This window comes from Methylibium petroleiphilum PM1 (assembly GCF_000015725.1).
GTDB lineage: Bacteria > Pseudomonadota > Gammaproteobacteria > Burkholderiales > Burkholderiaceae_C > Methylibium > Methylibium petroleiphilum.
Genome location: NC_008825.1, coordinates 727852 through 746736, shown reverse-complemented (window position 1 = coordinate 746736; position 18885 = coordinate 727852). Strand labels below are relative to the sequence as shown.

21 protein-coding genes are annotated in these 18885 nt (G+C 70.9%); 2 read left to right on the top strand and 19 right to left on the bottom strand.

Annotated features, from left to right (window positions below):
- From MPE_RS03590 to MPE_RS03565, 6 genes are all read right to left on the bottom strand, one after another.
- Window positions 1-1194 carry an acyltransferase family protein gene (locus tag MPE_RS03590; RefSeq protein WP_011828319.1) on the bottom strand — a complete coding sequence of 398 codons (1194 nt, stop codon included), beginning with the start codon at window positions 1192-1194 and terminating at the stop codon, window positions 1-3.
- 25 nt (window positions 1195-1219) lie between these two features.
- Window positions 1220-1987, bottom strand: coding sequence for an SGNH/GDSL hydrolase family protein (locus MPE_RS22640; RefSeq protein ID WP_011828318.1), 768 nt, complete (start codon window positions 1985-1987; stop codon window positions 1220-1222).
- Between the two features lie 150 nt (window positions 1988-2137).
- Complete coding sequence (locus tag MPE_RS03580; protein WP_011828317.1) at window positions 2138-3139, bottom strand: NAD(P)H-dependent glycerol-3-phosphate dehydrogenase; 1002 nt, start codon at window positions 3137-3139, stop codon at window positions 2138-2140.
- A gap of 28 nt (window positions 3140-3167) precedes the next feature.
- Window positions 3168-3659 (bottom strand): protein-export chaperone SecB, encoded by a 492-nt coding sequence (gene secB, locus MPE_RS03575; protein WP_036230692.1) that lies wholly within the window; start codon window positions 3657-3659, stop codon window positions 3168-3170.
- A gap of 182 nt (window positions 3660-3841) precedes the next feature.
- A complete protein-coding gene (gene grxC / locus MPE_RS03570) occupies window positions 3842-4117 on the bottom strand; it encodes a glutaredoxin 3 (protein WP_011828315.1) in 276 nt (91 codons plus the stop codon).
- Between the two features lie 125 nt (window positions 4118-4242).
- Window positions 4243-4659 (bottom strand): rhodanese-like domain-containing protein, encoded by a 417-nt coding sequence (locus MPE_RS03565; protein ID WP_011828314.1) that lies wholly within the window; start codon window positions 4657-4659, stop codon window positions 4243-4245.
- A 93-nt stretch (window positions 4660-4752) separates the two neighbouring features.
- On the opposite strand from MPE_RS03565, the gene gpmA reads away from it, so the two are divergent.
- On the top strand, window positions 4753-5496 hold the full coding sequence (gene gpmA, locus MPE_RS03560; protein WP_011828313.1) for a 2,3-diphosphoglycerate-dependent phosphoglycerate mutase: 744 nt from the start codon (window positions 4753-4755) through the stop codon (window positions 5494-5496).
- A gap of 9 nt (window positions 5497-5505) precedes the next feature.
- Here the strand turns inward: gpmA and MPE_RS03555 are convergent, their stop codons facing one another.
- The 7 genes from MPE_RS03555 to MPE_RS03525 all read right to left on the bottom strand — a co-directional run bounded on the left by MPE_RS03555 (window position 5506) and on the right by MPE_RS03525 (window position 10812).
- Window positions 5506-5724, bottom strand: coding sequence for a hypothetical protein (locus MPE_RS03555; RefSeq protein ID WP_011828312.1), 219 nt, complete (start codon window positions 5722-5724; stop codon window positions 5506-5508).
- Between the two features lie 526 nt (window positions 5725-6250).
- Entirely contained in the window at window positions 6251-7000 is a 750-nt protein-coding gene (locus MPE_RS03550) for a lysophospholipid acyltransferase family protein (protein ID WP_011828310.1), read from the bottom strand.
- Window positions 7001-7031: 31 nt separating this feature from the next.
- Window positions 7032-8351 (bottom strand): dihydroorotase, encoded by a 1320-nt coding sequence (locus MPE_RS03545; protein ID WP_011828309.1) that lies wholly within the window; start codon window positions 8349-8351, stop codon window positions 7032-7034.
- Entirely contained in the window at window positions 8348-9310 is a 963-nt protein-coding gene (locus MPE_RS03540; RefSeq protein WP_011828308.1) for an aspartate carbamoyltransferase catalytic subunit, read from the bottom strand. Before MPE_RS03540 ends, MPE_RS03545 begins: the two co-directional genes overlap by 4 nt.
- Window positions 9310-9810 carry a bifunctional pyr operon transcriptional regulator/uracil phosphoribosyltransferase PyrR gene (pyrR, locus tag MPE_RS03535; RefSeq protein ID WP_011828307.1) on the bottom strand — a complete coding sequence of 167 codons (501 nt, stop codon included), beginning with the start codon at window positions 9808-9810 and terminating at the stop codon, window positions 9310-9312. Before pyrR ends, MPE_RS03540 begins: the two co-directional genes overlap by 1 nt.
- Complete coding sequence (gene ruvX, locus MPE_RS03530) at window positions 9807-10217, bottom strand: Holliday junction resolvase RuvX (protein ID WP_011828306.1); 411 nt, start codon at window positions 10215-10217, stop codon at window positions 9807-9809. The genes pyrR and ruvX overlap by 4 nt, the downstream gene beginning before the upstream one ends.
- Window positions 10210-10812, bottom strand: a complete 603-nt coding sequence (locus tag MPE_RS03525; RefSeq protein ID WP_011828305.1) for a YqgE/AlgH family protein — start codon at window positions 10810-10812, stop codon at window positions 10210-10212. Before MPE_RS03525 ends, ruvX begins: the two co-directional genes overlap by 8 nt.
- A gap of 34 nt (window positions 10813-10846) precedes the next feature.
- Between MPE_RS03525 and MPE_RS03520 the strand changes: the two genes are divergently transcribed.
- Entirely contained in the window at window positions 10847-12340 is a 1494-nt protein-coding gene (locus MPE_RS03520) for a cryptochrome/photolyase family protein (protein WP_011828304.1), read from the top strand.
- Between the two features lie 40 nt (window positions 12341-12380).
- On the opposite strand, the gene MPE_RS22635 is transcribed toward MPE_RS03520, so the two are convergent.
- The 6 genes from MPE_RS22635 to urtB all read right to left on the bottom strand — a co-directional run bounded on the left by MPE_RS22635 (window position 12381) and on the right by urtB (window position 18791).
- Window positions 12381-13136, bottom strand: coding sequence for a hypothetical protein (locus MPE_RS22635; RefSeq protein WP_011828303.1), 756 nt, complete (start codon window positions 13134-13136; stop codon window positions 12381-12383).
- Window positions 13137-13287: 151 nt separating this feature from the next.
- Window positions 13288-14373 (bottom strand): GGDEF domain-containing protein, encoded by a 1086-nt coding sequence (locus MPE_RS03510; RefSeq protein ID WP_011828302.1) that lies wholly within the window; start codon window positions 14371-14373, stop codon window positions 13288-13290.
- Between the two features lie 108 nt (window positions 14374-14481).
- On the bottom strand, window positions 14482-15174 hold the full coding sequence (gene urtE / locus MPE_RS03505; RefSeq protein WP_011828301.1) for an urea ABC transporter ATP-binding subunit UrtE: 693 nt from the start codon (window positions 15172-15174) through the stop codon (window positions 14482-14484).
- A gap of 7 nt (window positions 15175-15181) precedes the next feature.
- On the bottom strand, window positions 15182-16066 hold the full coding sequence (gene urtD, locus MPE_RS03500; RefSeq protein WP_011828300.1) for an urea ABC transporter ATP-binding protein UrtD: 885 nt from the start codon (window positions 16064-16066) through the stop codon (window positions 15182-15184).
- The gene (gene urtC / locus MPE_RS03495; protein ID WP_011828299.1) at window positions 16063-17199 is read right to left on the bottom strand and encodes an urea ABC transporter permease subunit UrtC; all 1137 of its coding nucleotides are present in this window, start codon (window positions 17197-17199) and stop codon (window positions 16063-16065) included. Before urtC ends, urtD begins: the two co-directional genes overlap by 4 nt.
- Entirely contained in the window at window positions 17196-18791 is a 1596-nt protein-coding gene (gene urtB, locus MPE_RS03490; RefSeq protein ID WP_041929518.1) for an urea ABC transporter permease subunit UrtB, read from the bottom strand. Before urtB ends, urtC begins: the two co-directional genes overlap by 4 nt.
- Window positions 18792-18885: the final 94 nt, after the last annotated feature.

Here is an 18885-nt window from a genome sequence, read left to right as displayed (position 1 = left end):
TCAGAAGCGGGAGGCGGCCTCGAGACCGACCGTCCCGTGAGCCGTCGGCAGCCGGGCCGGGCGCGAACGCGGCAGCAGTGCCTGCTCGAAACGCGGTCTCAGCCAAAGCGCCACATGGCGGTAGTGGCGCTCGAACGCGAGATAGAGCCCGTAGGCGACCAGGTGCGAGAGCAGCACGCCGCCCACGATGGCCAGCCAGCGGGGCGCACCACGGGTCGTCTCCCAGACGACGATCAGCACGGTGTTATGGATGAGATAGAGGCTGTAGCTGTAGGACGCGAAGAAGCGGCACGCCCGTTCGACGGGAGCGGGAACGGAGCGGGCATTCAGGAGATGGCACAGCACGCCGAACATCACCAGCGCGATCAGGGCCGCCGTCTGCAGGTCGTAGGGGTCGAAGCCGATCTTGGCTGCGCGGCCCACCAGCGCCACCGAACCCAGGGCCACCAGCCACACGGCCAGCCAGCCGCTGCGGCGGTAGGCCGGCAGTCGAGCGAACGCCCATCCGGCCGCCGCACCGACGAGCCAGATCAGCGTGAGCGACTTGCCGCCGCCGGCAGCGGCGTTCCACACCAGCACCGGAAAGCTCAGCGCGGCCAGCGGCCAGAGGTAGCGGCGGCGCAGCCGCTCCTGGCACAGCACACAGAAGGCGAACAGGCCCATCGCGACGTAGATCCACATCTCGACCGACACGGTCCAGAACGGCTCGGCGGTGTTGTAGGGCCGGATGCGCCAGGGCATGTCGAGGCGCAGCATCTCGAGGAACTGGAAAATGCTGTGATCCTGCAGCTGCAGCAGGTTGCCGAGGAAGGGCCGCAGGCCGGTGTTGACCTCGGGCGCGCCCCAGTGCGAGGAGATCAGCCACCCGTTGGCCAGCACGATGAGCAGCAAGGCGGGCACGAAGGGCGTCATGATGCGGGCGACCCGATCGGCCAGGAAGCCGGGCAGGCGGGGACCGGGCCGCGCGGCCCAGTTCAGCATCGATTGCGTGATCAGGAAACCCGACAGCAGGAAGAAGACCGCCACCGCGAGGCTGCCGCCCGGGTAGCGGATCTTCCCGTCGAAGTGGATCAGCACGATGTGCGAGCCGATCACCAGATTGGCGGCGATCGCCCTGAGCGCGTCGAGATAGGCCGTGGCGGCCGCACCGATGGGCGGTGCGGCGACCGGGGAGGACGGCGCTCGCGCGTTCATGACCGGGCGTCGGAGGCGAGGCGCATCAGCGGCGGCTCGTGCGCAGCGGCGCCAGGGCGGGCTCGAGTGCCGATGTCCAGCGCTCGTAGCCCTGCGCCGACAGGTGCAGCCTGTCGGTCGCGAAGTAGCGCGGGTCGAGCGATCCGTCGGGTGCCGACAGCGGCTCGGCCAGTTCGACCACACTGACGCCCGCCTGCCGATCCGCGAGCGCCCGGATGCCGGCGTTGAGCTCCCTCCACTTCGCCGGATCGATCGGCGCCTGCGGGTGGGCACGCGGCGGCACGGTGCAGACGATGATCGGCAGCCCGCGGTCGTGCCGGCGCGCCATCTCGATCATCGCGACGAGGTTGGACACGGTGTCGGCCGGGGCCTGCTGGGCGCTGAGGTCGTTGGTGCCGATCTGGATCACCACGGCCGTCGGTTGAAGATCGAGCACGTCCTCCTGGAAGCGGAACAGCAGGCCGCGGCTGACGTCGCCGCCGATGCCCCGGTTGGCCACCGGCACGGAGGGGAAGTCCTGCTTCAGCGTGCGCCAGCCGGCGACCAGCGAATCGCCGGCGAACACCACCCGGCCCCGCTCGTGCTCGCGCTGCCGCCAGAACTCGCGGCGGTTGTCGACCATCCAGCCGAAGACGCGCACGACGCCCTTGCCCGGCCACTGCGAGGCTTCGGAGGGGTAGGCGGTCGGGCCGGACACAGCGGCCGCCTGTGCAGGCTGCGCCGCTGCGACGGGCGCCAGGCCCGTCAGACCGGTCAGGACCAGCAGCCAGACGGCGAGGTATCGGGTGAACAAGGCGTCTCCTGCGTTGGCGGTCGCAGGAGTTTGAACGGCGATGCGTGCATTTCCCTGCAACAACAGGGCAGAGGCGTAACCAGGAGCGACGTCCTGACAGGAGGCTGCGAACAGCCTGTCACGTCGATGCGATGCGAGAGCGGGACGCGCTCAGTCCGGCGCGTGGCCTTCGGCCCTTGCCTGCCGCCGCATCAACCGCTCCAGCGCCTGCGCCGGCGTCAGCCGCCCGTCGAGCACCGCCACCACGGCGGCGGTGATGGGCATGTCGACGCCCAGCGCCTGCGCGCGCGCCAGCACGGTGGCGGCGCTGTACACGCCCTCGGCCACGTGGCCCAGCGCGGCCAGCACCTCGGGCAGCGAGCGGCCTTGGGCCAGTTGCAGGCCGACCTGGCGGTTGCGCGACAGATCGCCGGTGGCGGTGAGCACCAGGTCGCCCAGGCCGCTGAGGCCCATGAAGGTGTCCACTCGCGCGCCCAGCGCCGTGCCCAGGCGCGTGATCTCGGCCAGGCCGCGGGTGACGAGCGCTGCTCGCGCGTTGAGGCCCAGGCCCATGCCATCGGCAATGCCGGTGGCGATGGCGATGACGTTCTTGACCGCGCCGCCGACCTCCACGCCCACCGGGTCGGCGGAGGTGTAGACGCGCAGCGATTCGCTGTGGAAGGCCTCGACGGCCTGGTTGCGCAGCGCCTCGTCGGTGCTGGCGGCCACCAGCGCGGTGGGCTGACCGCGCGCGACCTCGAGCGCGAAGCTCGGTCCCGACAGCACGCCCACGCGGGCTGCCGGCGCCACCTCGCGCGCCACCTCGTGGCCCAGTGCGCCGGTGCCGGCCTCGAAGCCCTTGCACAGCCACCACAGTCCGGCGCCGCTGGCGGCGCAGCGGGCCAGCATCTCGCGCAGGCCCGACATGGGCGTGGCGATGACGATCAGGCCACCGTCCGCCTGGGCGTGCGCGATCGCCGCGTCCAGGTCGGCCGTGAGGCGCAGCGCGGCGGGCAGCGCCACGCCGGGGAGGTAGCGCCGGTTGTCGCGGCTGGCCTCGATGTGCGCGGCCTGGGCGGCATCGCGCGCCCACAACAGGGTGTCGTGCCGCGGCGCGATGCCGACGGAGAGGGCCGTGCCCCAGGCACCGGCGCCGAGGACCGTGATGCGCATGCGCGGCGGGCCGGGCTGGCGGCGCGGATCAGGCGTTGGTGATGATCGGCGAGCCGCCGTTGCCGTTGCTCACCGCGCCTTGCTGCTGCGCGGCGGCCTGCTGCTGGGCTTCGTACATGGCCTGGAAGTTCACCTCGGCCAGGTGCACCGGCGGGAAGCCGGCACGGGTGATGATGTCGGCCACCGTCGCGCGCAGGTAGGGGTAGACGATGCCGGGGCAGGCGATGCCCAGCACCGGCTGCGTCTGGCCGTCGGGCAGGTTGCGGATCTCGAAGATGCCGGCCTGCTTGGCTTCGCACAGGAACAGCGTCTTGTCGGCGACCTTGGTGGTGACCGTGGCGGTCACCGACACCTCGTAGATGCCGTCGGCCACGGTCTCGGCGTTGACGGCCAGGCTGATGTCGACCTGCGGCTGCGACTGCTCGAGCAGGATCTGCGGCGAATTGGGCTGCTCCAGCGACACGTCCTTGAGGTAGACGCGCTGGATCTGGAACACGGGGTTGGAGTCTTGCTCGGCCATGGTGGGCATCCGTCAGGGGCTGGGCCGGCTCGAACCGCGGGGCCGTGGGAGGCATCGCGGTCTGGAGGGCCTTGAACAAACAAACGGCCCGCCGTCGTCGACGTCGGCGGGCCCTGGGGCATGTAACCGCCGGATTATGTCGCAGCGGGGTGGCAGCGACCGGCTTGCCGGCCTGCCGTCAGTCAGGCCGGGGACTGCTGCTGCAGCAGCGGCATCAGGCCGCCGCGCTGGTCGAGCGCGATGAGTTCGTCGCAGCCGCCCACATGGGTGTCGCCGATGAAGATCTGCGGCACGGTACGCCGGCCGGTCGCCTGCATCATGGCGTCGCGCTGCGCGGGGTCGAGGTCGATGCGGATCTCCTCGATCTGCTCCACGCCGCGCTGCTTCAGCAGTGCCTTGGCCCGGATGCAGAACGGGCAGACCTGGGTGGTGAACATCTTGACGGTGGAGGACGACATGGCGGGCAATCGGTGGAACGAGCCGCCAGTGTCACGGAATCGACACGTCCTTGCCGGGCTGCGGGTTTGATTTGCGCGGCAATGCGCGGCATTTGGCGCTATCTCGTCGATAGGCCCGGGCCCGCTCAGGCCGCCGACTTCTCCACCGGCAGTTGCGCCTCGCGCCAGGCCGCCAGGCCGCCGATCACGGTGCTGGCCTTCTCGTAGCCGAGCTTGCGCAGGGTGGCGACGGCGCGGTTGGCGCGCGCGCCGGTCGGGCAGATCACCAGCACCGGCAGGCTCTTGTTGGTGGGCAGGCCCTTGGCGCCGCTCTCCAGACCGGCGAGCGGGATGTTGCGGGCGTTGCTGGCATGGCCGGCGGCGTACTCGGCGGGCTCGCTCACGTCGATCAGCACCGCCTTCTCGCGGTTGATCAGCATCACCGCCTCGGCGGTGGACACGCGGTTCGGGCCGCCGCCGCGAGCGATCAGCGGCCAGACCAGAAGACCGCCCGAGGCGAGCGCAGCGAGGACCAGATACCAGTTGTCGAGGAGAAACTTCACGGTGGGGGCGCGCGCGGCCAGCGCGGTCAGGGAGGCGGAAAGACAGCGATTCTAGAATCTGCGGCTATTCCCATTGCTGCCGCGACCCGCCTCATGACCCAACTCGTGCTGATCCGCCACGGCGAATCGACCTGGAACCTCGAGAACCGCTTCACCGGCTGGACCGATGTGGAACTCACTCCCACCGGCGTGGCCCAGGCCCAGCAGGCCGGCCGGCTGCTGAAGCAGGCCGGCATCGATTTCGACACCGTCTACACCTCGGTGCTCAAGCGCGCGATCTGGACCGCCTGGCACTGCCTCGACGGCATGGACCGCACCTGGCTGCCGGTCATCAAGGACTGGCGCCTCAACGAGCGCCACTACGGCGGCCTGCAGGGCCTGAACAAGGCCGACATGGCCAAGCAGTTCGGCGACGAGCAGGTGCTGCTCTGGCGCCGCAGCTACGACGTGCCGCCGCCGCCGCTGGAAGCGAACGACCCGCGCAGCGAGCGCAGCGACGTGCGCTACGCGAAGCTCGCGGCCAACCAGGTGCCGCTGACCGAGTGCCTGAAGGACACCGTGGCGCGCGTGCTGCCGCTCTGGTACGGCACGCTGGCCCCGGCCATCGCCGCCGGCCAGCGGCTGGTGATCGTGGCGCACGGCAACAGCATCCGCGCGCTGGTGAAGCACCTGAACAACATCTCCGACGCCGACATCGTGGGCGTGAACATCCCGAACGGCATCCCGCTGGTCTACGACCTGGACGCCAACCTGAAGCCCACGTCGAAGTACTACCTGGGCGGGGCCGACGCCGCCGCGCAGGCGGCCTCGGTGTCCGCGCTGCAGGCGGACGGCTGAGGCCGTGCCTCAGCCCACCAGGCCGTAGAGCCGCTCCGGCGCCACGCGCAGCACGAGCTGCAGGTCGGTCGCCCGGCCGGCGATCTGGCAGCCCGGCTGGGCGGTGTGGCGCGGCGTGGTGCGCACCGTGGGCAGGCCGGCGCGGTCGGCGATGGCAGCCACCATCGGCGCATGGGCGCCGGGCCCACGGCGTGTGAAGACCGCCAGTTCGCCGGAGGCGAGCCGCACGAAGTCGCCCGGCGGGTAGAGGCCCGTATTCCTTGATCAGCGCCGCCACGCGCTCCTCGGCCCAGCCGGCGCGACGCGCCATCAACTGGCCCGCCAGCGCGGTGTGCAACGCATGCGCCACGCCGTACTCCACAGGCGCCGCGGGTCCTGGCGGATCGAGCCGTAGATCGCCACATCGGGATCGCGATCGACCAGCGTGATGAACTCGCCGGCGAAGGCATCGACGAGCGCCGGGAAGTCGTATTGATCTCCTCGACGTCGGCATAGGCGCCGCGGTCGAGCAGCGCCTCGAGCTGGGCCTCGCTGGCCATGACCTAGCCGCAGGCCAGCAGCAGCTTGCCCTCTTCGTTGCGCACGCCGAACGGCAAGGGCACACCGACCTTGATGTGGTGCGCGACCAGTTTGAGCAGCTGCATGGCGTCCCCTCGACGTTCGGCCGCTCTCTGTGCCGGTGACGGCGGAGCCTGCGGGAACAGCAGGGGGTGATCGACGGCGCAGCAATGCAGACATAGCCGCACTGCGGACATCACGTGGTCGGTGGCGTCTGCAGGGCTTCGTCGATCGCGGCGCGCAGGCGCTCGGCGAGCGCGCGGCGCTCGGCCTGCGCGCTGGCCTGCGGCGCGAGGAACTGCACGTGCACCTGCAAGCCGTCGGCGCAGGCCACCCACCACAGGCTCTGCACCAGCGTGGTGTCGCCGACGTAGGCCACCGCCTTGCTGACCTCGTCGTGCCGGTCGCGGTAGCGCAGCGCCACCGGCTGCACCGGCGTGCCGGTGGCGATGGAAGCCTGCAGCAGGTTGGCGTGGAAGGGCAGCAGCGCGTGGCCCTCGCCGGTGGTGCCTTCGGGGAACACCGCCACGGTGTCGCCGGCCGTCAGTGCTTCGGCCATCTGGTGCACCACGCGCAGCGCGTCGCGCTTGCGCTCGCGCTCGAGGTAGAGGCTGTCGGCCGCCTCGGTCAGCCGGCTCAGCAGCGGCCAGTGCCGGACGTCCGCCTTGGACACGAAGCGCGCCTGCGGGCAGAAGGCGTGGATGGCCACGATGTCCAGCCAGGAGATGTGGTTCGCGACCAGCAACGCCCCGCCGGGCCAGGGTTCGCCGCTGCGCCGGGCACCGACCCCGGCCACGCGCAGCATCTTGGCGGCCCACCAGCGCACGCGCTCGCGCCGCTCGGTACGCCCGAGCGCGCGGAACATCGTCAGCACGATGGCCAGGCCGTGCAACACGTGCAGCAGCACGCGCAGCAGGCGCCACGCGGCACGCAGACGGCGCAGCATCAGGGTGGCGCGGCGGTGACGCGACGGGCGCTCATGCCGCGTCGCGCGTGGCTTCGTGCGCCACGTGGCCGGCGACCAAGGTGGCGCGCACGCGCCCCGGCAGCGCGAAGCCGCTGGTGTCGAAAGCGAACGGCGTGTGCTTGCCCTGGCTGCGCAGTGCGGCCGGCGCGACGGTCCAGCGCGCCTCGGGGTCGAACACGCAGACATCGGCCACCCCGCCCTCGACGAGGCGGCCCGCGCTGGAGGCGAGCGAACCGAGCGCGTCGCCCAGCACCCGCACCGGCTCGCAGCTCACGGTGGCGAGCGCGCGGCGCAGGCCGGCGCCGCTGTCCTCGCCCCACTTGAGCGCCAGGCTCAGCAGCAGCTCCAGGCCGGTGGCACCGGGTTCGGCCTCGGCGAACGGCAGGGTCTTGGCGTCCTCGTCGACCGGCGTGTGGTCGGACACCAGCGCGTCGATCGTGCCGTCGGCCAGCCCGGCGCGCAGCGCGTCGCGGTCGCGCTGCTGGCGCAGCGGCGGCACCAGGCGCATGGCCGGGTTGAAGTAGCCGATGTCGACATCGGTCAGGTGCAGCGAGTTGATGCTGACATCGGCCGTGACCGGCAGCCCCTCGGCCTTGGCCTCGCGCAGCAGCGCCACGCCGGCAGCGCTGGACAAGCGGCACAGGTGCACGCGCGCGCCGCTGGAGCGCACCAGCTCGAACAGCGTGTGCAGCGCGATCGTCTCGGCCGCCACCGGCACGCCCGACAACCCGAGCCGCGTGGCGACCGCGCCGCTGGCGGCGACGCCCGAGCCCAGCCAGGGATCGTTCGGCCGCAGCCACACCGTGTAGCCGAAGGTGGCCGCGTACTGCAGCGCGCGCGACAGCACCTGCGTGTCGCGCAGCACCGCGTCGGCCTGCGAGAAGCCCACGCAGCCGGCCTCGGTGAGCTCGGCCATCTCGGTCAGCACCTCGCCGCCGAGGCCGCGCGTCAGCGCGCCGAGCGGGAACAGCCGGCAGCGGCTGAGCTTGCGGGCGCGGAACTTGAGCATCTCCACCAGCCCGGGCTCGTCGAGCGTGGGGTCGGTGTCGGGCAGGCAGACCAGGCTGGTCACGCCACCGGCGGCGGCGGCGGCCAGCTCGCTCTCGAGCATGCCCTCGTGCTCGTGGCCGGGCTCACGCAGGCGCGCGGCCAGGTCCACCAGGCCGGGCGCCACCACCAGGCCGGCGGCGTCGATGGTGCGCTCCGGCGCGAAGTCGGCCGGCACCTTGCCGATCGTGAGGATGCGGCCGTTGGCGATGGCGATGTCGGCCCGCTCGTCGCGGCCCGAGGCCGGGTCGACCACGCGGCCGTTGCTGATCAGGATCTTCATGCGTTGTTCCCCGCGATCGTGCTCATGACCGCCATGCGCACCGCGATGCCGAAGGTCACCTGCGGCAGGATCACGCTCTGCCTGCCGTCGACCACCGACGAGTCGATCTCCACGCCGCGGTTGATGGGGCCGGGGTGCATCACGATGGCGTCGGGCCTGGCGAGCGCGAGCTTCTCCTCGGTGAGGCCGAAGCTCTTGAAGTACTCGCCGGCGCTCGGCAGCAGCGCACCGCTCATGCGCTCGTTCTGCAGCCGCAGCATGATGATCACGTCGGCGTCGCGGATGCCTTCGCTCATGTCGTGGCAGACGCGCACGCCCATGTGCTTCAGGTCGGCCGGCACGAGGGTGCGCGGGCCGACCGCCCTCACCTCCGCCGCGCCCAGCGTGGTGAGCGCGTGGATGTCGGAGCGCGCCACGCGCGAGTGCACGATGTCGCCGACGATCGCCACCACGAGGTTGCTGAAGTCCTTCTTGTAGTGGCGGATCGTGTACATGTCGAGCAGCCCCTGCGTGGGGTGCGCGTGACGGCCGTCGCCGGCGTTGACCACGTGCACGTGGGGCGCCACGTGCTGCGCGATCAGGTAGGGCGCGCCGCTTTCGGCATGGCGCACCACGAACATGTCGGCGTGCATCGCCGACAGGTTGGCGATGGTGTCGAGCAGGCTCTCGCCCTTGGCGGTGGAACTGCGCGCGATGTCGAGGTTGATGACGTCGGCGCTGAGGCGCTTGGCAGCGATCTCGAAGGTGGTGCGCGTGCGCGTGCTGTTCTCGAAGAACAGGTTGAACACGCTCTTGCCCCGCAGCAGCGGCACCTTCTTCACCTCGCGGTCGTTGACGCTCAGGAAGGTGCCCGCGGTGTCGAGGATCTGCGTCAGCACCGCCTTCGGCAGGCCTTCGATCGACAGCAGGTGGATCAGCTCGCCGTGGGCGTTGAGCTGCGGGTTGCGCTTGTTCAGCATCAGGCGCTTTCGAGTTGGAGTGTGAAGCCGCCGGCCTCGTCGCGCACCAGCGCGAGCCGCTGGTGGCGCGGCACCACCACGCGGGCGGCCGACACGGCGGGCTCGATCGGCAGTTCGCGCCCGCCGCGGTCGACGAGCACCGCGAGGCCGACGCTGGCCGGGCGGCCGAAGTCGAACAGTTCGTTGATCACCGCGCGCACCGTGCGGCCGGTGTAGAGCACGTCGTCGATCAGCAGGATGTGGCGGCCCTCGATCTCGAACGGCAGCGCCGTCGCATCGGTGGTGGCGCTCATGCCGCGCGAGCCGAAGTCGTCTCGGTGCAGCGCGCTCGAGATCACGCCGTGGCGGCCGGCCAGTCCCAGGTCACGCTGCAGCCGCTCGGCCAGCCAGGCGCCGCCCGACCAGATGCCGACCAGCACGGTCTCGGGCTTGAGCAGCGGCCGCACCCGCGCCAGCAGATCGGCGTAGAGCGCTTCCGCGTCGAGGTGCAGGGTCGTCATGCGTGCTCCTGGAAATACTGTTCGAGCAGGATCGCCGCGGCGGCGGCATCGGCGTCGCGCGCCCCATCGGACAGGGCCTCGGTGGTGGACCAGCGCTCGTCGACCTCGTGCACCGGCAGCCGGAAGCGGCCGTGCAGCTGGCGGGCGAAACGCTGCGCGCGCCGGGTATTGTCGTGCGGCGCGCCGTCGGGGTGGAACGGCACGCCGACCACCAGCGCGGCCGGCTGCCATTCGGCGATCAGCTTCGCGATGGCGTCGAAGCGCGCGTCGCCCTCGGCCGCCACGGTGCGCAGCGGCTGGGCGCTGCGCGTCAGCGTGTTGCCGGTGGCCACCCCGGTGCGCTTGAGGCCGAAATCGAAAGCGAGCAGGGTCTGCAGGGGCTGCGGGGCTCCGGCCGGCTCAGGCATGGCCCGCTTCGCTGCTCAGCATGCGCGGGTCGATGCCCAGCAGCGACAGCGCCTTGTCGTAGCGCTGCTCGGTCGGCGTCTCGAAGATCACCTCGGGCTTCGCGTCGACGGTGATCCAGCCGTTGCGGGCGATCTCGTCCTCCAGCTGGCCGGCGCTCCAGCCGGCATAGCCCAGCGTGACCAGCACGCGCTTCGGGCCGGCACCGTTGGCCAGGGCCTCGAGCACGTCCTTGCTGGTGGTCATGGCCATGCCGCCGGGGATGCGCAGCGAGGAGGTGTAGGTGGCGCCATCGGCGTCGATGTCGGCCGCGTCGTCCTCGCCGCGCTCGTGCAGCACGAAACCGCGCTCGGTCTGCACCGGCCCGCCGAGGTAGACCGGCTGCTCCGCCAGCTCCTCGCGGTCGAGCGGCAGGTCGACCTTCTCGAACAGGCGGCCCAGCTTGATGTCGCTGGGCTTGTTGATCACCAGGCCGAGCGCACCGCGCTCGGTGTGCTCGCACAGGTAGACCACCGAGCCGGCGAAGTTATCGTCGGCCATGCCGGGCATGGCAATCAGGAACTGATTCGTCAGGTTGGTGGCGGAGTCCGAGCCCATGCGGCGATTGTAGTGACCGGGCACACTCCGGCGCATGGACAAGGCCTCCGGAAAAACACTCGACGCCGCGCTGGTGTGGTGCCGCCGGGACCTGCGCGCCCACGACCATGCCGCGCTCTACCACGCGCTGCGCGCCGCACGGCGGGTCTGGGTGGCATTCGTGTTCGACACCGAGATCCTGGACCCGCTGCCGCGCACCGACCGCCGCGTCGAGTTCATCCGCGACAGCCTGGTCGACCTGGACGCGCAGCTGCACACCCTGGGCCGCAGCCACGGCACCGAGGGCGTCGGGCTGATCGTGCGCCATGGCCGCGCGCGCGACGAGATCCCGCGACTGGCCGCCGCACTGCACGTGCAGGCGGTCTACGCGAACACCGACTACGAGCCCGCCGCCGTGGCGCGCGACGCCCAGGTGCGAGGCGCGCTCGCCCAGACCGGGATCGCCTTCCACCCGGCCAAGGACCAGGTGGTGTTCGACACCGACGAGGTGCTGACTGGCGCCGGCACGCCCTATGGCGTGTTCACGCCCTACAAGAACGCCTGGCTGAAGAAGCTGGAGCCCTTCTACCTGCAGGCCTACCCGGTGGGCCGCCATGCCGGCGCGCTGGCGCCGCGCCCGGCGGGTGAGGCCGCGGGCGTGCCCACGCTGGCCGCCATCGGCTTCGAACCCACCAACCTGGCGGCGCTGAAGCTCGCCCCCGGTACCGCCGGCGGCCGCGCGCTGCTGGAGGACTTCGGCGACGAGCGCATCGATCGCTACGACCAGACGCGCGACTTCCCCGCCGTCAAGGGCCCCAGCTACCTGAGCGTGCACCTGCGCTTCGGCACGCTGTCGATCCGCGAGTTGGCGCGGCTGGCCTGGGACCGCGCGCGCGCCGGCTCGCGCGGCGCCGAGGTCTGGCTGTCGGAGCTGATCTGGCGCGACTTCTACCACCAGGTGCTGCACCACCACCCACAGGTCGTCGAGCGCAGCTTCAAGCCCGAATACGACAAGATCAAGTGGGAGCATGGCAAGCATGCCGACGCGCTGTTCGCCGCCTGGTGCGAGGGCCGCACCGGCTACCCGCTGGTCGACGCGGCCATGCTCCAGATCAACCAGACCGGCTACATGCACAACCGGCTGCGCATGGTGGTGGCGAGCTTCCTGTGCAAGGACCTGGGGCTGGACTGGCGCCGCGGCGAGCGCTATTTCGCTGAGAAGCTGAACGACTACGACCTCGCCGCCAACAACGGCGGCTGGCAGTGGGCCAGCTCCAGCGGCTGCGACGCACAGCCCTACTTCCGCATCTTCAACCCGGTGAGCCAGAGCCAGAAATTCGACGCCCAGGGCAAGTTCATCCGCCGCTACCTGCCGCAGCTCGCCGCCCTGCCCGACGCCGCGCTGCACGCCCCGTGGGACGCCAAGCCGCTCGACCTGGTCGCCGCCGGCCTGGTGCTCGGCCGCGACTACCCCGAGCCCATCGTGCGCCATGAGCTGGCGCGCGAACGCACGCTGGCGCGCTATGCGGTGGTGAAGGGGGCGCGCTGAGGCAGAGGCGACGCGGGAGGGCCCGCGCGCCCGAGGTCCGTCAACGCACGCCGAGGAACACCGTGCCGGCCGAGCGGTCGGCGGATGTCAGGGCCACCACCAGCTGCTGCGCGGTGCCGATGATCGCGATCCCGCTGGCCGTCGCGTTGGCGAGGATGCAGGGTGACGGACCGAAGGTGACCGACACGGCGTAGAGGTTCTTGCCGCTGGGATGCGGCGCCGCGTTCCCGGTGATGCTGCAGCCGCTCAGCGAGGCGGTGATCGCGCCGCCGGCGCCCACCGTCACGCTGCCGCTGCTGCCGTCGAGCGAGTCGCCGTTCCATGTGCCGACGATCGTGCCCAGGCTCGCGGCGGCGTGGTAGTCGAAATCGGAAGCCGCCACCGGCGTCAGCGTCAGGTTGGTGGCCGCCGCCCCGCTCGGGCTGACCGTGCCGGACACGATGCCCGACACCTTCATCGAGCCCGAGAAGCCGGTCGTCCTGACCACGCCGTTCAGGAAGTCGTACTGGCGCAGATCGGTCGCGCTCACCGTCGCGCCGGCACGGCTCACGGTCCCCTGCGTCAGCGTGTCGACGTAGAGCGTGCCGCCCGACTCGAAGCCGCTGAGGCCCCAGAACGTGCGGTCCTCCAGGATCAGCGCCTCACCGCGGGCGCCGGTGCTGCTGGCGAGCTCGTAGCCCCCTTCCAGCGGCGTTGCATCCGTGGCCGGAGCGTCCTGCGGGTCATCACCCCCGCCCCCGCCCCCACAACCGGCCAGCCCCACCACCAGCGTCAGCGCAGCAATCCGATGCCTCATTTGTCGTCCTCCCCAGGTTTTTGAGTCGGCGCATTCTGTCGGCGCCAGGGGAGTCGGGCGTGACTGTCCCGTCTGTCGTTCAGGGGGGTTGCTGGCCCGCAGGTTTTCGCTTACCGCAGCGAAGCGCTGCCGTGCCGGCGTGGTACCGGCGTCAGAACAGCTCGATCTCGCCGACCTTGCCGCCCGCCTCGACCAGCGTGCCCCCCTCGACCAGCTGGTCGTGGCACTGCAGCTGGTTGCGGCCGTTCTGCTTGGCGTGGTAGACCGCCAGGTCGGCGCGCGAGAAGGCCGCGCTGGGGGTGTCGTCGGCGCGCAGTTCGGTCATGCCGATGCTGACCGTGACGCTGCCGACCTGCGGGAAGCGGCAGGTCTCCATGCGCGCGCGGAAGCGCTCGAAGGCGAGCGCCGCGTGCACGCGCGAATCGGCGTGCAGCATCACGACGAACTCCTCGCCGCCGAAGCGGTAGAGGCGGTCGCCATGCCGGAAGGCGCCGCGCAGGATGCGCGCCATCAGCAGCAGCACCTCGTCGCCGATCAGGTGACCGAAGTTGTCGTTCACGCGCTTGAAGTGGTCGACGTCGACCACGCCGATCCAGTAGCGCAGCGACGCGCGGGCGCGCCGTTCGGGCTGCTGCCCGCCGTCGGCCGACGGCGACAGCGGCGCCAGCGGCCCCGGGCCGTCGCACTCGAGCAGGCACTTGCCGAACTGTTCGTCGAAGGTCTTGCGGTTCAGCAGACCGGTCAGCGTGTCGCGTTCGCTGTAGTCGAGCAGGCCGACCTGGTTGCGGTAGATCTTCAGCACGGCATCGACGAAGCGCAGCTGTTCGGCGTCGAGCGGCTTCTCGGCGAGCACCTCGACCAGACCGAAGCGTTCGGTGCCGACCCACAGCGGGAACACATTCAGCAGCACCGGCCGGCCTCGCGGGCCGGGTCGGCTGGTGGGCAGCGCCAGCAGCGGTTCGCCGCCGGCCAGCGCGTCGCGGTGCGGTAGCCAGTCGTCCAGCGACGGCAGCGCCTCCAGCGGGGTCCACGGCGGATCGCCCGCCACCGCCGGCGGGCCGTCGCGGGCGCACGCCTGCAGCAGCAGCCGCGTATCGCCGGCCTCGCCCACACAGCGGTACAGGCTCAGGCTCAGCGGTCGCAGCCAGTCGGCCAGCATCGTGACCGCGGCTGCGTCGAGCAGGTCGCGGTCACGGTAGCCGGTGAGGCTGACGACGGATCCGAGCAGGTCTGTCATGGCGTGTGGATAGGGCTTGATCGGCTATCGGCCTGCCCGCCGCACGCTTGAGAACCGCCGCGCCGGGCGCGCGCAGTATGCACGCCCCGGCGGCGCGGGGCAGCGCGCTCAGATCGACATGCGCTGGCGCACGCCGTCGGTTTCCATGTCGGCGCCGCGGCCGCGCAGCACGATCTCGCCGCGCTCCATCACCAGGTACTGGTCGGCCAGTTCGGCGGCGAAGTCGTAGTACTGCTCCACCAGGATGATCGCCATGTCGCCGCGATCGGCCAGCTTGCGGATCACGCGGCCGATGTCCTTGATGACGCTGGGCTGGATGCCCTCGGTCGGCTCGTCCAGGATCAGCAGCTTGGGGCCGGCCGCCAGCGCGCGGGCGATCGCCAGCTGCTGCTGCTGCCCGCCCGACAGATCACCGCCGCGCCGTCCGAGCATCTGCTTGAGCACCGGGAACAGCTCGTAGAGCTCGGCCGGGATCGGTGTGCTGCCGGGCTTGCTGGCCAGGCCCATGCGCAGGTTGTCCTCGACCGTCAGGCGGCCGAAGATCTCGCGGCCCTGCGGCACGTAGCCGATGCCGCGGCGCACGCGCTCGTAGGGCGTGAGGCGCTGCACCTCGGTGCCGTCGAGCCGGATGCTGCCGGACTTGATGCTCACCAGCCCGACCAGGCTCTTCAGCAGCGTGGTCTTGCCCACGCCGTTGCGGCCCAGCACGACCGTCACCTCGCCGGCCTTCGCCTCGAAATCCAGCCCGCGCAGGATGTGCGAACCGCCGTAGTACTGGTTGACGCCTTCGACCTTCAGCATGGTGTGTTCAGCGGCCAAGATAGACCTCCACCACCTTGTCGTTCGCCTGCACCTGCGCGAGCGAGCCCTCGGCCAGCACGCTGCCCTCATGCAGCACCGTCACCTTCTTGGCCGGGTCGTCGCGGGTGAGCTCGTCGATGAACTTCATGTCGTGCTCCACCACCACCAGCGAGTGCGCGCCCTGCAGCGACACGAAGAGCTGCGCGGTGCGCTCGGTCTCCTCGTCGGTCATGCCGGCCACCGGCTCGTCGAGCAGCAGCAGCTTGGGGTCCTGCATCAGCAGCATGCCGATCTCCAGCCACTGCTTCTGGCCGTGCGACAGCAGCCCGGCCAGGCGCTGCGCCTCGCCCTTCAGGTGGATGAGCGTGAGGATCTCGCCGATGCGGTCGAGCTGCGCGCCCGACAGCCGGGCGAACACCGCCGCGCGCGGCCGGCGGTCGGCCTTCAGCGCGAGCTCCAGGTTCTCGAACACCGTGAGCTGCTCGAACACGCTGGGCTTCTGGAACTTGCGGCCGATGCCGATGCTCGCCACCTGGCTCTCGCGCAGGCGCAGCAGGTCGATGGTGGAGCCGAAGAACGCGCTGCCGGCGTCGGGCCGCGTCTTGCCGGTGATCACGTCCATCATGGTCGTCTTGCCGGCGCCGTTGGGGCCGATGATGCAGCGCAGCTCGCCGGCGGCGATGTTCAGCGACAGCTTGTTCAGCGCGCGGAAGCCGTCGAAGCTGACGGTGATGTCCTCCAGGTACAGGATGCCGCCGTGCGCGGTGTCCAGCGTGCCCGGCTCGACCACACGGCTGTAGCTCGCCGCCCGGCCGCCCGACTTGCCGGCCTCGGGCTTCGCGGCCATGCGCTCGCGGGTGCGGGCGCCGGCCTCCATCAGCTCGGGCGTCATGCGCGCTTCTCCTTGCTGCCGCGGCCCAGCAGCCGCTTCACGCCGCCGACGATGCCGTCCGGCAGGAACAGCGTGACGGCGATGAACAGCGCGCCCAGGAAGTACAGCCAGAACTCGGGGAAGACCTGCGTGAACCAGCTCTTCGCGAAGTTGACGAAGAAGGCACCGACGATCGGGCCGATCAGCGTGGCGCGGCCGCCCACCGCGGCCCAGATCGCGATCTCGATGCTGGCGGCCGGCGACATCTCGCCCGGGTTGATGATGCCCACCTGCGGCACGTACAGCGCACCGGCGATGCCGCACATCACCGCCGACAGCGTCCAGATCGCGAGCTTGTAGTTCAGCGGCTCGTAGCCGCAGAACATGACGCGGTTCTCGGCGTCGCGGATGGCCTGCAGCACGCGGCCGAACTTGGTGTGGATGAGCCAGCGCGCCAGCAGGAAGAAGCCGATCAGCGTGAGCCCGGTCAGCACGAACAGCACCATGCGCGTGGACGGCTGCGCAATCGGGATGGAGAGGATGCGCTTGAAGTCGGTGAAGCCATTGTTGCCGCCGAAGCCGGTTTCGTTGCGAAAGAACAGCAGCATCGCGGCGAAGGTGAGCGCCTGCGTGATGATCGAGAAGTACACGCCCTTGATGCGCGAGCGGAACGCGAAGAAGCCGAACACGAAGGCCAGCAGGCCCGGCACCGCGACGATCAGGAACAGCGTGGCCACGAAGGAGTCGCTGAAGCTCCAGTGCCAGGGCAGCTCCTTCCAGTCGAGGAAGACCATGAAGTCGGGCAGGTCCGACTGGTAGTTGCCGTCGCGGCCGATCTGGCGCATGAGGTACATGCCCATCGCGTAGCCGCCGAGCGCGAAGAACAGGCCGTGGCCGAGCGACAGGATGCCGGTGTAGCCCCAGATCAGGTCCATGGCCAGCGCGCAGATCGCGTAGCACATGATCTTGCCGATCAGCGCCACCGCGTAGTCGCTCAGGTGGAAGGCGCTGCCGGCCGGCACCACGAGGTTCAGCACCGGCACCAGCACGGTCACGGTGATCACCGCGGCCAGCAGCGCCGTCCAGGCCTTGCCCTGCAGCAGGCGACTGCGCGGCGGTGCCACGGGCAGAGGAGGCGTCAGCACGGCACTCATGCCTCTCTCCCCTTCAATGCGAACAGCCCCTGCGGCCGCTTCTGGATGAACACCACGATGAACACCAGCACGATGATCTTCGCCAGCACGGCGCCGGCCCAGCCTTCGAGGAACTTGTTGATCACGCCCAGCCCCAGTGCCGCGTACACGGTGCCGGCGAGCTGGCCCACGCCGCCCAGCACCACCACCATGAAGGAGTCGACGATGTAGCCCTGCCCCAGGTCGGGCCCGACGTTGCCGACCTGGCTGACCGCGCAGCCCGCCAGCCCCGCCACGCCGGCCCCGAGCGCGAACGCCAGCGTGTCGACGCGCGCGGTGTTGACACCCATGCACGAGGCCATGGGGCGGTTCTGGGTGACGCTGCGCACGAACAGCCCCAGCCGCGTCTTCGCGATCAGGAAGGCGATGCCGCCCAGCACGATGGCCGCGAACACCACGATGGCGATGCGGTTCCACGGCAGCACCAGGTTGCTCATGATCTGCACGCCGCCCGACAGCCAGGCCGGGTTCTCCACCGGCACGTTCTGTGCGCCGAACAGCGAGCGCACGCCCTGCATCAGCACCAGGCTGATGCCCCAGGTGGCGAGCAGCGTCTCCAGCGGGCGGCCGTAGAGGAAGCGGATGACGCCGCGCTCCAGCACCGCGCCCACCGCCGCCGCGGCGAGGAAGGACAGCGGGATGGCCGCGACGATGTACCAGTCGAAGTGGTCCGGCAGCCAGGCGCGGAAGGCGTTCTGCGTGAGGTAGGTGGCGTAGGCGCCGATCATGATGAGCTCGCCGTGCGCCATGTTGATGACGCCCATCAGCCCGTAGGTGATGGCCAGGCCCAGCGCCGCCAGCAGCAGGATGGAACCCAGGCTGATGCCGGTGAACACGACGCCGGCGCGTTCGCCCCAGGCCAGCATGGAATTGACGCCGTCGAGTGAGGCCTGCAGCGCCGCGCGCACCGCGGGGTCGGCCTCCCCGCCCTCGGCTGCCGGCTTCAGGCGCTCGAGCAGCAGGCTGCGGGTGGCCGGCGTGGTGCTGCTGGCCAGGGCCTGCGCGGCCTGCAGGCGCTTGGCCGGGTCGGTGGAGGCGATCAGGCCCTTGGCGCGCAGCGTCTCCAGCTCGGCCTTGAGTGCGGGGTCGGCCTCCTTGGCCAGCGCCTGCTCGATGAGCGGCAGCTTGGCCTCGTCCATCGCCTCGCGCAGCGAGCCGATGGCGGCGCGGCGTTGCGTGAGGTCGCCGGTGATCAGCTGCAGCGCGGCCAGCGCGGCCTGCAGCTCGCCGCGCATGCGGTTGTTGTTGACCGCGTCTTCCGCGGTCTCGGGGGGCGTGGCCGGCTGGCCGGTGGCGGCGTCGACGGCCGAGCCGTCGGCCGCGACGATGTAGGCGCGCTGGTCGTCGACCTTCACCTCACCGTCCAGCAGCGCCTGCACCAGCACCGGCACGCGCGGGTCGAGCGCGGCGATGGCCTGCTGCAGGGCGGCGACGCGGGTGTCGGTGTCGCCGGCCGAGATGGCGAGCGCCTGCGCGGGCGTCATGGCACGCGCGGGAGCCGCAGCCAGCCCCAGCAGCCCGGCGGCGCACAGGCTCAGCAGGAAAGCACGCAAGGCATTCAATTCGTCGTCACCGTGGAGAGTAGGAAGCCATGAGAAGAAGAAAAAGAAGGCTGCGCGCCGGCAGGACCGGCGGCGACCTGGTGGA